At 64.7% G+C, this 13428-nt stretch carries 12 protein-coding genes; 7 read left to right on the forward strand and 5 right to left on the reverse strand.

The features are described 5' to 3' along the window. Positions 1 to 52 precede the first annotated feature (52 nt). The 6 genes from LX81_RS02365 to LX81_RS02390 all read left to right on the forward strand — a co-directional run bounded on the left by LX81_RS02365 (position 53) and on the right by LX81_RS02390 (position 6652). A complete protein-coding gene (locus LX81_RS02365; RefSeq protein WP_170133826.1) occupies positions 53 to 856 on the forward strand; it encodes a TRAP transporter small permease subunit in 804 nt (267 codons plus the stop codon). Continuing rightward, the gene (locus LX81_RS02370; RefSeq protein WP_111535694.1) at positions 856 to 2448 is read left to right on the forward strand and encodes a TRAP transporter large permease; all 1593 of its coding nucleotides are present in this window, start codon (positions 856 to 858) and stop codon (positions 2446 to 2448) included. The genes LX81_RS02365 and LX81_RS02370 overlap by 1 nt, the downstream gene beginning before the upstream one ends. A 133-nt stretch (positions 2449 to 2581) precedes the next feature. After that, complete coding sequence (locus LX81_RS02375) at positions 2582 to 4072, forward strand: UxaA family hydrolase (protein WP_111535695.1); 1491 nt, start codon at positions 2582 to 2584, stop codon at positions 4070 to 4072. 66 nt (positions 4073 to 4138) lie between these two features. Next, positions 4139 to 5020: an NAD(P)-dependent oxidoreductase gene (locus tag LX81_RS02380; protein ID WP_111535696.1), complete on the forward strand. Its 882-nt coding sequence runs from the start codon at positions 4139 to 4141 to the stop codon at positions 5018 to 5020. Continuing rightward, a complete protein-coding gene (locus LX81_RS02385) occupies positions 5017 to 5739 on the forward strand; it encodes an SDR family oxidoreductase (protein WP_111535697.1) in 723 nt (240 codons plus the stop codon). The genes LX81_RS02380 and LX81_RS02385 overlap by 4 nt, the downstream gene beginning before the upstream one ends. Positions 5740 to 5755: 16 nt before the next feature. Further along, positions 5756 to 6652, forward strand: a complete 897-nt coding sequence (locus LX81_RS02390) for a DMT family transporter (RefSeq protein ID WP_111535698.1) — start codon at positions 5756 to 5758, stop codon at positions 6650 to 6652. A gap of 3 nt (positions 6653 to 6655) precedes the next feature. On the opposite strand, the gene LX81_RS02395 is transcribed toward LX81_RS02390, so the two are convergent. Together LX81_RS02395 and LX81_RS02400 are read right to left on the reverse strand one after the other, a co-directional pair. After that, the gene (locus tag LX81_RS02395) at positions 6656 to 7393 is read right to left on the reverse strand and encodes an SDR family oxidoreductase (RefSeq protein WP_111535699.1); all 738 of its coding nucleotides are present in this window, start codon (positions 7391 to 7393) and stop codon (positions 6656 to 6658) included. Positions 7394 to 7421: 28 nt separating this feature from the next. Beyond that, entirely contained in the window at positions 7422 to 9203 is a 1782-nt protein-coding gene (locus tag LX81_RS02400; RefSeq protein ID WP_111535700.1) for an IlvD/Edd family dehydratase, read from the reverse strand. A 274-nt stretch (positions 9204 to 9477) separates the two neighbouring features. Here LX81_RS02400 and LX81_RS02405 point away from each other — a divergent pair, with 274 nt between their 5' ends. After that, complete coding sequence (locus LX81_RS02405; RefSeq protein WP_111535701.1) at positions 9478 to 10254, forward strand: CAP domain-containing protein; 777 nt, start codon at positions 9478 to 9480, stop codon at positions 10252 to 10254. A 35-nt stretch (positions 10255 to 10289) separates the two neighbouring features. Here the strand turns inward: LX81_RS02405 and LX81_RS02410 are convergent, their stop codons facing one another. Genes LX81_RS02410 through LX81_RS02420 form a run of 3 tightly spaced genes read right to left on the reverse strand, consistent with a single transcriptional unit; the run spans position 10290 to position 13272 of the window. Continuing rightward, complete coding sequence (locus LX81_RS02410; RefSeq protein ID WP_111535702.1) at positions 10290 to 11339, reverse strand: ATP-grasp domain-containing protein; 1050 nt, start codon at positions 11337 to 11339, stop codon at positions 10290 to 10292. Next, the gene (locus tag LX81_RS02415) at positions 11336 to 12508 is read right to left on the reverse strand and encodes a tyrosine/phenylalanine carboxypeptidase domain-containing protein (RefSeq protein WP_170133827.1); all 1173 of its coding nucleotides are present in this window, start codon (positions 12506 to 12508) and stop codon (positions 11336 to 11338) included. The genes LX81_RS02410 and LX81_RS02415 overlap by 4 nt, the downstream gene beginning before the upstream one ends. Continuing rightward, entirely contained in the window at positions 12505 to 13272 is a 768-nt protein-coding gene (locus LX81_RS02420; protein ID WP_111535704.1) for an N-formylglutamate amidohydrolase, read from the reverse strand. Before LX81_RS02420 ends, LX81_RS02415 begins: the two co-directional genes overlap by 4 nt. Positions 13273 to 13428 lie beyond the last annotated feature (156 nt).

The following is a 13428-nucleotide window of genomic DNA, read 5'->3' on the forward strand; positions in this document are numbered from 1 at the left end:
GACGGACAGCCGCTCGGACGCGGCTGTCCGGTACCATAACGGGGGGGCTGGAATGGGCGACAACACACGTGCCTTGAAGGGGATCGGCTGGCCGATCCTGTTTGTCGCCTGCATGGCCTGGATCGTGTGGTACTTCCCACGCTTCATCCTGCTCGCGGGCTACGGGAACGACAACCTGAACTCGTCCTACCAATCGGCGGGCATCGTCGACCTCGCGATCGCGGTCCTCGCGATCGCCGCCTTCTTCATCGGCGCAAGCAAAACCTCGACAACAGCCGGAGAAGGCGAGGTCGAATCGTATTTCGATCGGGTCTCCCTCTTTCTCGCGCGCGTCTGCATGCTCCTCATCGTGATCCTCGTCTCGGTGATGTTCTTCGAGGTGGTCATGCGCTACGTCTTCGAGGCGCCGACGCTCTGGGCCAACGAGCTCAGCCTCTGGATGGCTGGCTTCATCTTTCTGCTCTCGGGGCTCTATGCCATGCAGCAGCGAAGCCATATCCGCATCTACCTGCTCTACGACATGTTCCCGCGCTGGCTGCAGCATATCGCGGACGTGATCTCCACGCTCCTCATCGCCGTCTTCGCGGGCGCGCTCGTCTGGGGCGCCTCGAAGGAGGCTTCCGACAAGTTCTTCCGATGGGAGACGTTTGGCACTGCCTTCGACCCGCCGATCCCGGCCACGCTGAAACCGATGATCCTGATCGTCATCGTCTTCATCACCATCCAGGCGATCGTCAATCTGATCGTCGACTGGAACAAGGAGGCGGAAACCCACGGGATCGTCGACGAGAGCGAATTCGAGGACATGCTCGCGCAGAGCGGTCAGCATCAACACGAAGCGGGAAGGCACGATTGATGGATATCGGCACGATCTCCTGGGTATTGCTTCTCGGCATGCTCGTCCTGCTGGCCATCGGCATGCCGCTTGGCTTCGCCTCCGCCGTGCTGTCCGTCCTCGTGCTCGGCATGCGCTTCGGGACCGAATTCCTGTTCGGCAACTTCGGTGCCGGCCCCTTGGGCATCCTCAGCCAGCGGATCTACGGTCTTCTGACGGATTACGTCCTGATCTCGATTCCGCTCTTCATCTTCATGGCGAACCTCCTAGAACGATCTGGGATCGCGGCGGAGATGTACAATTCGCTCAACGTCTGGCTCAGCCGGGCGCGCGGCGGGATCGCGATCGTCACCTCGATCATGGCCGTCATCATGGCCGCCATGTCGGGCATCATCGGCGGCGAGGTCGTTCTTCTCGGCCTCATCGCCCTGCCGCAGATGCTCCGGCTCGGCTACGATCAGAACCTTGCCATCGGGACGATCTGCGCCTCCGGCTCATTGGGAACGATGATCCCGCCCTCGATCGTGCTCATCATCTACGGCCTCATCACCGAGACCTCGATCAAGGCGCTCTTCACCGCGTCGTTCCTGCCGGGCTTCATCCTCGCATCCTTCTTCATCATCTACATCGTGGTCCGCACCCAGCTCAATCCGAAGCTCGCCCCCCTGCCCCCGCGCGAGGAGGGAGAGCCAGAGGGCCGGGAAAAGTGGATGCTCTTCTTCGCCTTCCTCGCCGTCTTGATCGGCGGGGCGTCCACCCTGCTCTTCGTGCGCGCGCTGTTCTTCACCGTCACCGGGCAGAATGCCGTGGTGGAAGGGGTCGACGCGATCGCGTTCGGCACGCCGACCTATGCCGTGATCTTCGCCGTAGTCGCCGTCGTGGCGGCCCTCCTGGCCTTCTTTGTCTTCGGCCGCGAGCGTACGGCACGGGGCTGGGGCATGGGCAAGGGTCTCGTCGGACCGATCGTCGTGATCGGCGTGGTCCTCGGCTCCATCTACGGCGGCATCACGGGCATCACGGAAGCCGCAGGGATGGGCGTGATCGCCGTCGCCGTCATCGCGACCTTCCGGGGCGAGATGAGCGTCCACCTCCTGTGGGAGGCATTGAAGCGCACGATCAAGGCCACTGGCACGATCATCTGGGTCACGATCGGCGCCACGGCCCTTGCAGGCGCCTACACGATCGCCGGCGGCCCGACCTTCATCGCCTCCTCGATCGTGGGGTCGGAACTGCCGACGATGGGCATCATCCTCATCATGATGGTGATCTTCCTCGTCCTCGGGGCCTTCATGGACTGGGTCGGGATCGTGCTTCTCGTCATCCCGGTCTTCCTGCCGATCATCGTGCAGCTTCCGATCGAGGAGATCGGCATATTCGGCGCGCTCGATCCCAGCCATGTCGCGATCTGGTTCGGCGTGGTCTTCTGCATGAACATGCAGGTCAGCTTCCTGTCGCCCCCGTTCGGGCCGGCCGCGTTCTACCTCAAGTCGGTGGCGCCGCCGCACATCGCGCTGACCGACATCTTCAAGGGTTTCCTTCCGTTCATCGCGATCCAGCTTCTCGCGCTGTCGCTCCTGTTGATCTATCCACCCCTCGTCTCGGTGTTCCTGTGACGGCGGCGCTTGTATACGGGGCGGAAACCAGACCGGGCGTTCCGCCCGAGGCGGCTCCGCACCGGCGGACCGTCCGCCCAGACTGACCGACCAGGGGCCGCCGTCCGGTGCCCGGCCCGCAAACGAGGTTAAGATGAAGACCGTCCGGCTTTCCGACGACGACAATGTCGTCACAGCAATCACGCCTCTTGCCGTGGGCGACGAGGGCGCGACGACCCTCGTGCCGCGCGGCCACAAGATGGCCACGACCGACATCCCCGCGGGCGAGCCCGTGGTGAAGTACGGACAGATCATCGGGTGGGCATCCGAGGACATCGCCAAAGGTGCCCACGTCCATACCCAGAACCTCGAGTTCCGGAACCTCGACCACGAGCACGAATTCGGAAGCAACCTGAAGCCCACGGAGAACCCCGAGCGCGTCGACACATTCATGGGCTACCGCCGGGAGTCCGGCCGGGTCGGAACCCGCAACTTCATCGCCATCATCACGTCGGTGAATTGCTCGGCCACCGCGGCGCGGATGATCGCCGATCACTTCACCCCGGAGCGTCTCGCCGAGTATCCCAACGTCGATGGGGTCGCCGCCTTCGTGCATGGAACGGGCTGCGGCATGGGAGGCGACGGCGAGGGTTTCGAGGCCCTCCAGCGTGTCATGTGGGGCTTTGCCCGCAACCCCAATGTCGGCGGCGTGCTGATGGCCGGGCTCGGCTGCGAGGTGAACCAGATCGACTGGATCGTCGAGGCCTACGGTCTCAAGGTCGGACCGCTCTTCCAGCAGATGAACATCCAGGACGTGGGCGGCATCCGCAAGACGGTCGAGCTCGGCATCAAGAAGATCGAGAGGATGCTTCCCCTCGTCAACGAGACCGAGCGCGAGGAATGCCCCGCGTCCGAACTCATGCTGGCCTTGCAATGCGGTGGATCGGACGCCTGGTCGGGGATCACGGCGAACCCGGCGCTCGGATATGCCTGCGACCTGCTCGTGGCCCAGGGCGGTACCGGTGTCCTGGCCGAAACGCCCGAGATCTACGGCGCCGAACATCTCCTCATGCGCCGCGCGGTCGACGCGGAGGTCGGCGAGAAACTCGCGGGCCTCATCGACTGGTGGCAGGACTACACCGCCCGCAACAAGGGTTCGATGGACAACAACCCCTCGCCGGGAAACAAGCGGGGCGGCCTCACCACCATCCTCGAGAAGTCGCTCGGCGCGGCGGCCAAGGGGGGCACCACGCCTCTGACGGGGGTCTACAAGTACGCGGAGCCGATCACGAAACCGGGTTTCGCCTTCATGGACAGCCCCGGATACGATCCGGCAAGCGTCACGGGGCAGATCGCCTCGGGCTGCAATCTCGTCTGCTTCACGACGGGTCGCGGATCGGCTGCCGGTTACAAGCCCGCGCCATCGCTCAAGGTATCCAGCAATTCGGAGACCTTCCGCAGGATGCCGGAGGACATGGATATCGATGCCGGCCGCATCGTGTCCGGCGAGGCAAGCGTCGAGGAGGTCGGACGCGAGATCTACGAGGCCCTCCTGCGCATGGCGTCCGGGGAGAAGAGCAAATCCGAATTGCTCGGCCTCGGCGACTACGAATTCGTCCCCTGGCAGATCGGGGCGGTGATGTAGGGGCGGAACGGTCCCTCGATCCGCGCGCCGACCCGGCCGAACGACAAAAGCCTGAAAGGATATTTGATGGCGGAGAAAATCGGTTTCATCGGTCTGGGCCTCATGGGCTCCGCCATGGTGGGACGGCTGCAGGACAAGGGGCATGCGCTCACCGTCGTGGCGAACCGCAGCCGAAAGGGCGTCGATGCCGCCGTGGAGCGCGGCGCGACGGAGGTCGACAGCGCCCGGAAGGTGGCGGAGGCGAGCGACATCGTCATGCTCTGCATGGACACGTCCGACAATGTCGAGGCGCGAATGTTCGGCGACGATGGCGTGATCGCCGGGGCGAAGGAAGGTCTCGTGGTCGTCGATTTCGGCACCTCGCTGCCCACGTCGACGAAGAAGATCGGCGAGGCGCTGACCGAGAAGGGCGCGACCTATCTCGACGCGCCGCTTGGCCGAACGCCGGCTCACGCCAAGGACGGGGCGCTCAACATCATGTGCTCGGGCGACGAGGCGGCCTACGATCGCGTGAAGCCCGTCCTTGAGGAATTGGGGGAGAACGTCTTCCACCTAGGCCCGCTCGGAACCGGGCACACGATCAAGCTCATCAACAATTTCTTCGCCATGACGACCGCCATGGCCATGTCGGAAGCTTTTGCCATGGCGGACGCGACCGGCGTGCCGCGGCAGAAACTCTACGACGTCATGTCGGCGGGGCCTCTCAAATCCGGCATGATGGATTTCATCAAGAACTTCGCCACCGATGGGCAGATCGACCTTGCCTTCTCGATGGCGAACGGATCGAAGGATGTGGGCTACTATCGCCAGATGGCGGAGAATTTCGGGGCCAATTCGCGCATGTCCGCCTGCGCCGACGCCACGCTCAACGAGGCGAAGGAAAATGGCTGGGGCGACCGGATGATCCCGGAAATGGTCGATTACCTAAGCGAAAGGCTGAAGAAATGAGACTGTCTGGCAAGAAGGCGTTCATCACCGCGGCGGGACAGGGCATCGGCCGCGCGATCGCGGAGGCCTTCGTCACGGAAGGCGCGATCGTCACCGCCACCGATCTGAACGCGGATCTGATGGATGGGCTGAAGGCCACCACCTCCGCACTCGACGTGCTCGACAAGGCGGCTCTGCAGGATGCGGTCCGTTCCGCAGAGCCCGACATCCTCGTCAATTGCGCGGGCATCGTTCACAACGGCACGATCCTCGATGCGACGGACGACGAATTCGACTTCGCGGTCAATCTGAACGTGAAGTCGCAGTTCCACGCGATGCAGGCCGCCATTCCCGGCATGATCGATCGCGGGACCGGGTCGATCGTCAACATCTCCTCCGTTGCCTCGTCGCTCATCGGCGCGCCCAACCGTCTGGTCTATTCGATGTCGAAGGCCGGCGTGATCGCGATGACGAAATGTACCGCGATCGACTTCGTCAAGACCGGGCTCAGGGTGAACTGCATTTGCCCCGGCACCGTGGACAGCCCGTCGCTGCACGAGCGCCTGAAGGCGACCGGAGATTACGAGGCGGCGTACAAGGCCTTCACCGAGCGCCAGCCGATGGGCCGGATCGGGCGGGCGGAGGAGATCGCGGCGCTCGCCGTCTATCTCGGCTCCGACGAATCTTCCTTCACCACCGGCCAGGCGCATGTGATCGACGGCGGTTGGTCGGTCGCGTGATCCGCGACGCCAAACGATGAGCCAGTCCCTTCCCCGCGAGGATCGAAGCCTCGTGGGGCTTCTCATCATGTGCGCCGCGGTCACCTTGTTCACCGCGATCGACACATCGGCGAAATGGCTCATCCTGGCGGGATTGCCGCCGCTGCAGGTCGTGTTCCTGCGCTATGCGGGCCATTTCGTCTTCTCCCTGGTCGTCTTCGTCCCCCGCGAGGGGGCCGAAGCGTTCCTCTCGGTCGATCCGCTGAAACAGGCGCTGCGCTCGAGCATGCTGCTCGGCAGCACCATTCTCAACTTCTCCGCGCTGATGTTCCTGCCGATCACGGTCACGACCGCGATCATGTTCGCGGGTCCGATCGCCGTGACGCTCCTGTCGATCCCCATCCTGGGCGAGCAGGTCGGCATCCGACGCCTGACGGCCGTTCTCGTCGGGTTCGCCGGCGTGCTCATCGTGGTGCAGCCCTGGAGCGCCTCGTTCCACCCGGCCATGTTTTTCTCGCTCGGCGCGATGCTGTGCGCGTCGCTCTACTTCGTCCTGACCCGCTTCCTCGCGGGGCGTGAAACCAACGCGACCTCTCAGATCTGGTCGAGCGGCCTTGCGACGATCCTGATGGTACCGGTCGTCTTCTTCGAATGGGCCTGGCCAAAAACGCCGAGCGAGGTCGCGATCTGTATCCTCATCGGGCTCTTCGGCGCACTTGGCCATACGTCCGCCACGGCGGCGCACCGCTTCGCCGATGCCTCGCTCCTGGCCCCGGTCGTCTATCTGCAGCTGATCTTCGCCACGATCGCCGGTATCGCGGTCTTTTCCCAGTGGCCGACGATCTGGACCCTGGTGGGCGCGCTCGTGATCATCGGCTCCGGCATCTATATCTGGCACCGGGAGACGCGCGGCGCCCCCCCGGTGCGCCGTTGAGGCTCAGCCCCGCCCGATGAAGGGCATCGCGCTCGCCATCACCGTGAGGAACTGCACGTTCGCTTCCAGCGGCAACTCGGCCATGTGGAGGACGGACGAGGCGACATGGGCGGCGTCCATGACCGGCTCCACCTTCTCCGATCCGTCGGCCTGCGGGACGCCGCGGGTCATCCGTTCCGCCATCTCGGTCAGCGCGTTGCCCACGTCGACCTGTCCGCAGGCGATGTTGAAGGGCCGACCGTCGAGACTGAGCGTGCGCGTGAGACCCGTTACCGCGTGCTTCGACATCGTGTAGGGCGCGGAGCCCGGCCGCGGCACATGCGCGGAGATGGAGCCGTTGTTGATGATCCTCCCGCCCATTGGATCCTGACGCCGCATCAGGCCGAAGGCCGCCCGCGCGCAGAGGAACATGCCGGTGATGTTGGTGTCGCTGAGCGCCTGCCAGTCGGCCACGGCGATCTCGTCGATCAGCCCGCCACTGACGTTCATCCCGGCGTTGTTGAAAAGCGCGTCGAGACGCCCCCATTCCTCCGCGATGGTGACGACGCTTTGCGTCACCTGCCCCTCGTCGGTGACGTCCATCGGCAGGACGAGCGCGTTCTCGTTGCCGTCGGCTGTCTCCTCGAGTGGGTCGCGGCGACGGCCCGAAAGCGCCACGCGCCATCCCTTCTCGAGAAACAGTCGGGCGGTCACCTTGCCGATGCCGCTGCCCGCTCCCGTGATCCAAATCGTCCGTGACATCCGGCCCTCCCCCTCTGCCGCGTGGCGGCTAGTGATTGTCTCTCGGCAATTGTTCGCGGATACGCTGATACGCCGTTGCAAGCTCCAGGCAACCGCCTTGGGCGAGTTGACCAACAGTGCTGCGGTAGATCTCCTCCCAGGGCGTCTGGTTCACGATGTCGGGCGGCGTCCAGGCAGCCTTCCGGCTTTCCCACTCCTCCTCGGAAACGAGCGCGTTGAGCGTGCATTCGTTGAGGTCGAGCCGCACCATGTCCCCGGTTTGGAGATAGGCGAGGCCGCCCCCAACGACCGATTCCGGCGAGGCGTTCAGGATCGACGGACTTTCCGACGTTCCCGATTGCCGACCGTCGCCGACCGTCGGCAGGTGGTCGATCCCCTTCTTGATGATCCGGTCGGGCGGCTGCATGTTGACCACCTCCGCGGAACCGGGATAGCCGACGCATCCCACGCCGCGGATGAAGAGGATGGTGCGCTCGTCTACCTCGAGCGCGACCTCGTTGATCCGGTCGTGGTAATCCTCCGGCCCGTCGAAAACGACCGCGCGGGCTTCGAACGTGCCCTCCTTGCCCTTCTCCGACAGGAAGCGGCTGCGGAAATCGTCCGAGACCACGCTCGTCTTCATCAGGGCGGAATCGAAGAGATTTCCGGACATGACGAGGAACCCCGCCTTGGTTCGGAGCGGCGCATCATAGGTCGTGATGACGTCGTGGTCGTGGCTCTCCCGTCCCTCGAGGTTCTCGCCGATCGTGCGGCCGGTCACCGTCATGCAGCCCTCGTGGATCCGCCCCGCCTTGCGGAGTTCCGCCATGACCGCCGCGACCCCGCCCGCGCGATGGAAGGATTCCCCGAGATAGATTCCCGCCGGCTGCATGTTGACCATGAGCGGCACGTCGAAGCCGATCTTCTGCCAGTCGAACACGTCGAGTTCCACGCCCGCATGGCGCGCGACCGCCTGCAGGTGCGGCGGCGCGTTGGTCGAGCCGCCGATTGCGGAGTTGACCACGATCGCGTTCTCGAACGCCTCCCGCGTCAGGATGTCCGAGGGCTTCAGATCCTCGTAGGCCATCTCGACGATCCGCTTGCCCGTGAGATACGCCATCTCCATCCGCTCGCGGAAGGGCGCGGGGATCGCTGCACATCCCGGAAGCGACATGCCGAGCGCCTCGGCCATCGCGTTCATCGTCGAGGCCGTGCCCATCGTGTTGCAATGTCCGAGCGACGGCGCGGAGGCACAGGTCCGCTCCATGAACTCCTCGTAGTCGATCTTGCCTTCCGCGAGGAGGCGGCGCCCCTCCCAGATGATCGTGCCGGAGCCCGCGCGCTTGCCCTTCCACCAGCCGTCGAGCATCGGCCCGCCCGAAAGCACGAGCGAGGGAATGTCCATCGTCGCCGCCCCCATCAGCATGGCGGGCGTGGTCTTGTCGCATCCCGTGGTCAGCACCACCGCATCGATCGGATAGCCGTGAAGCACCTCCACGAGGCCCAGATACGTCAGGTTGCGGTCGAGCGCGGCGGTCGGCCGCTTGCCGGTCTCCTGGATCGGGTGGACGGGAAACTCCATCGGGATGCCGCCGGCATCGCGGATCCCGGCCTTCACCCTGTCCATGAGGAAGACATGGATCTTGTTGCACGGCGCGAGGTCGCTGCCCGTCTGGGCAATCCCGATCACGGGCTTTTCGCTCTGCAGCTCCTCGCGGGAGAAGGCTTGGTTCTGATAGCGCTCGAGATAGAGCGCGGTCATGCCCGGATTGTTGGGGTTGTCGAACCATTCCTGGGACCGGAACCGCCGGTTCGCCCTCGTATCGGCCATGGTTTCCTCCTCCAAATCACTGAACTCGGCGGCAGGAAACCCGATTTGGTATACCAAAGGCAAGGGTATTCTCCGGCAAGCCGTTCAACAGGGGGTCGCATCGCCCGTCATCCCCGCGATCGCCGCTTGGGGCCGATGGTCCGTGAATGCGCCGATAGAGCGCGATCGGGTCGGCTCTTCACCGCCTATACGCAGGATATGCGCCACGATCCGCTTGAGTTGTCCGCAGGCTGGCGCCACCCCCGCCCCGGGGACACGCAGTGAGGAATGAAACATGGCGACGGCAAGCGACCTCGAGACCTACATGCTGGAGCTCGTGAACGAGACGCGATCGGAGAACGGGCTCGATCCGCTCTCGATCGACCCGACGTTGAACGATGCGGCGGAGTACCACGCGGAATGGATGCTCGAAACCGACACCTTCGCCCACGAAGGCGCCGACGGTTCGACATCCACGGATCGCATTCGCGATGCCGGCTACGCGCTCGAGGGAGACTGGTCGACCGGCGAGAACGTGGCCTGGCAGAGCGAGCGCGGCGAACCGGGCCTCGTCGACGATGTCGAAGCCCTGCATGCTGCATTGATGAAAAGCCCCGGTCATCGCGCCAATATCCTCTCCGACACTTTCGACGAGATCGGCATCGGGATCGAGACCGGCGATTTCACAGCGGAGACCGGGACCTACGACAGCGTGATGGTCGCGCAGAGCTTTGCGCGGAGCGATGCCTCGGATGGCGAGGAACCTGTCTCGAACGGTGCAACCGAGGCACCGAATGCGGAGGCGGATGCCGGGGCGGACGAAACGTCGACGGACCTCTCGATTCCGGATGCGCTCTCGATTGCCGACTGGATCGCCGATGTCCGGGATTACTTCGTATTTGCTTCCGAACCTGCATCGCCGTCCGACAAGGAGATAGCACCTCCCGCCAGCGCCGATCCGGAACTCGTAGATAATGTCCCCGGGGAGTCCGAGAACTCCGCGACGGAGAGTCCCGTCGCGGATCTTTCCCTGACCGACATGATCGGCGGCGATATCTTCGATTTCATCTGAGCCGCGACCCCGGCCGGTAACCCGTCCGGGCCTCCTCAGATAATGGCGAGCTCGTGAGGGCCGAGCGCTCCCTTGCCGTAGCATTCCTGCATCCGGACCTTGTGTTCGAGATCCTCGAGGATCGCGCCGGAGAAATCGACCTCCGTCAGGTCCTCGATCATGCAGAGCCCGCCGGGCGTGTCGACGTTGATCTCCATCATCTTGTCGCCGACGATGTCGAGGCCGCACATGTACATGCCGTCGCGGATCATCTTGGGCCCCGCCATCTCCGCCACGCGCAGCGCATCGGCATCGGGCTCGACGACCTCGACCTTGCCGCCCGCGGAGATGTTCGAGCGGGCGTCGTCGGTCTCGTTGTATCGGCGGATGCAGGCATAGGTATTATCGACCTTGAGCGCCCGTCCGTTCAGCGTGATGAGACGCAGGTCGCCCTCCGCTGCCTTGGGCAGGTATTCCTGCGCGATCGCGTAGCCGTCGCGAAGCGTCGCCTCGATCATCTGATTGACGTTCGACCCGAGACCTTCGGTGATGACGAAGACCCCGTGCCCGCCGGACCCCTGCAACGGCTTGATCACAGCCTTGCCGCCCTCATCCTCGATGAACTTGGTAATCACCTTTTCGTCGCGGGAGATGATGGTGCGTGGTCGGATGGCGGCCGGGTAATGTTGGAAATACGTCTTGTTCGACGCGTCGGTGAGGCGGAACGGGTCGTTGAGGACGATCACCCCCTGCTTTGCGGCGAGCTGCGCGAAAAGAAGCGAGGAGGAATGCGCCCAGGGTCGCGCCAGCATCTCGTCGGCCGGATCGGCGCGCAGCATCAGGACATCGGCCTCGCTGATGCAGACCCGATCCCGTTTGGCGTCCTCCCGCTGCAGGTCCGCGAGCATCTCCGTATCGTCCTTGCAATCGCTCCGCGACGGCATGACCCCGTCCGCCGTGATCGACCCGTCCGCCTCGTAGCTGAGATCGGCGAGCGAGACGAGCGAGACGTCATGCCCCATGGCCGCCGCCCTTCGGGTCAGGCGGATCGTGGTGTAGTTGTCTTTCTCGGTGGCGATGTCGTTGATGACGAATGTGAGCTTCATGTCAGGTCCTTCGAATAGAATTCGGTGATCGGTGTCGTGCGTGCGGCGTCGAGGCGGGCGGCGCATCCCTCCCCCGTGAGATGCGTGGGGAGGAGGGCCGGGGGCAGCAGGAATCCCTCCTCGGTCAGCTTGGAGATCGTAGGAAGCTGCGACAGGGCGAACTTTCCGGCATAGAGCGGTGCGATGTCGTGACCCTCGCCGAGCCAGGCGAGAAGGTCGACGAGACCTTCGAGATAGACGGCGTCCTTTGTGAGCCCGCCGCCCCGAAGCGCCCGGACGGCGGTGTCGAAGGCCGCGTGGCGGGTGATCGAATGGGTCTCGTGGAGGCAGGTGAAAACCTCTTCGAGGCTCCTGCCGGCGATCGCCATGTCGGCGGCCACGACCCGCGCGGCGAGGACGCGGAGCCGTTGTGGGGGCAGGCATCCCGCCAGCCACTCGGCAAGCGTCGCGAGGCCCTCCTGCAGCGGATCGTAGTCGGGAAGTCCCGTTTCCATCTGTTTCAGCGGCTGCCGCCGGCCATTTTGTCGCGTCACCACATGGGTTCCGACCTCATGCGCGATCAGCGCGCCCACGCGGTCGCGCGGGACTTTCGTGTCCGCATCGATCCAGAGCGTGCCGTGATTGACCATCAACGCCGAATTGATGTCGGCTTCGACGAACACCCCGAAATCGAAATCGGGATCGGCCTTTTTGTAGACGTCCCGCGCCGCGAGCGCCGCCACCGCGATCTCGCCCGCCCCGACCGGGTCGGACGGATCGGCCACCACCGGCACGTTCTCCAGGATCTCACGGGCCTGGCGAAGAAGGACGGCATCGGGCGCGCCGAAAAGCGCGACGCTCGCCTGTATGAAGCCGTCCTTTCCGCGCAGCGCGACGAGGTCGATCTGCCGCTGCAACTCGCTACGCTTCTCGCGCAGGAGAAGCTCGATCAGGGGATGTTCGATGTCATCGAGGGGCAGTTCCGTCAGGCGCCCGCGCAGCGCATCGAAATCGGTCGCATGGGGGGCGTAGGTGAGGGCCGGTGCGGCACGGTATTCCGAGCCGACGAAGGCCGTCCACCGATCATGGTTGCCGGTGGGCGAGACGGCGCTCAGCCAGTCGATCTCCGTCTCGATCGCGAAGAGCGCCGCATCGGCCTCCTGCGCGGCGGGGTCGAGAGCATGGCTCACAGGGCGCGCCTTGCGGCCTGGGTGGCCCGGACGAGGCCCGCGCGCAGATCCTCGACCATCGCGATATCCGCTTGGCCCGTCCATTCGTCCATGAAGAACTTCTTGTACTCGACCGTGACGGTGCAGACGTTCGCGCCGTATTCGGCGAAGACCCATTCGGGCCAGTTTCCGCCATCCACGAACCGCACGTTGCGCCTGACGTCGAGCTTGCGGCCCGCCGCTTCCCCCTGCAATCCCTCCTCGAACGCGTCGAGGACAGAGCCGAATTTCTGCCGGTCCGCAGTCGTGACGCCGAGGTCGAGATCGGGATTGCCCTCCGGATCGGACGGCGCGGCGTCGGCCCCGTCGCGGCGGTGGTTGAAGGAATGGATGTCGAGGACGAGAAGGCTGCCGTGCCGGGCGATACCCTCCTCGATCCAGCCCCGCATCATCGCGTAGTACTCCTCGCGGGCGGCGAGGGAGCGGCGGACCATGTCCTCGGTCGGCTTCTCGTTCCAGATCGTGAGACCCCAAGCGTCCGACGGCTCCATGTAGACCGCTTCGTCCTCCGGACGGTTGAGATCGATCTCGAACCGCGACGTGCGGGCGCGGAAGGTCTGGTCCCCTGCCCCGACGAACATGTCGGTAAGCGGATCCTCTTCCCGAAGCCGCGCGGGTCCGTCGAGTGCGATGCGCTCGAGAAGCTCCGGGCGGATCGCGTGACCCGAATGAACCGCGGTTGCGATGACGGGGCCGTCGCCTCTCGATATTTCCCAATCGGGCATGTGATGTCTCCTGTTCCGGGGGCAAACGGCTTTCTGCGCGACAAGTTGCACGATCCGCGTCCCGATCCGTCCCCCAACGCTCTCTCATGCGCCTTTCCCGGGCGGATTAGGGGGCCATCCACTGGCCCTCGCGGCGTCGCGGGGCTAGCTTTCCAC

It is taken from the genome of Palleronia aestuarii, from assembly GCF_003253995.1.
Classification (GTDB): Bacteria; Pseudomonadota; Alphaproteobacteria; order Rhodobacterales; family Rhodobacteraceae; genus Palleronia; species Palleronia aestuarii.

What these genes read in the sequence shown, in the direction of transcription:
- LX81_RS02365 (WP_170133826.1), top strand. Translation starts at nt 53, where the DNA reads ATGGGCGACAACACACGTGCCTTGAAGGGGATCGGCTGGCCGATCCTG.
- LX81_RS02370 (WP_111535694.1), top strand. Translation starts at nt 856, where the DNA reads ATGGATATCGGCACGATCTCCTGGGTATTGCTTCTCGGCATGCTCGTC.
- LX81_RS02375 (WP_111535695.1), top strand. Translation starts at nt 2,582, where the DNA reads ATGAAGACCGTCCGGCTTTCCGACGACGACAATGTCGTCACAGCAATC.
- LX81_RS02380 (WP_111535696.1), top strand. Translation starts at nt 4,139, where the DNA reads ATGGCGGAGAAAATCGGTTTCATCGGTCTGGGCCTCATGGGCTCCGCC.
- LX81_RS02385 (WP_111535697.1), top strand. Translation starts at nt 5,017, where the DNA reads ATGAGACTGTCTGGCAAGAAGGCGTTCATCACCGCGGCGGGACAGGGC.
- LX81_RS02390 (WP_111535698.1), top strand. Translation starts at nt 5,756, where the DNA reads ATGAGCCAGTCCCTTCCCCGCGAGGATCGAAGCCTCGTGGGGCTTCTC.
- LX81_RS02395 (WP_111535699.1), bottom strand. Translation starts at nt 7,393, where the DNA reads ATGTCACGGACGATTTGGATCACGGGAGCGGGCAGCGGCATCGGCAAG.
- LX81_RS02400 (WP_111535700.1), bottom strand. Translation starts at nt 9,203, where the DNA reads ATGGCCGATACGAGGGCGAACCGGCGGTTCCGGTCCCAGGAATGGTTC.
- LX81_RS02405 (WP_111535701.1), top strand. Translation starts at nt 9,478, where the DNA reads ATGGCGACGGCAAGCGACCTCGAGACCTACATGCTGGAGCTCGTGAAC.
- LX81_RS02410 (WP_111535702.1), bottom strand. Translation starts at nt 11,339, where the DNA reads ATGAAGCTCACATTCGTCATCAACGACATCGCCACCGAGAAAGACAAC.
- LX81_RS02420 (WP_111535704.1), bottom strand. Translation starts at nt 13,272, where the DNA reads ATGCCCGATTGGGAAATATCGAGAGGCGACGGCCCCGTCATCGCAACC.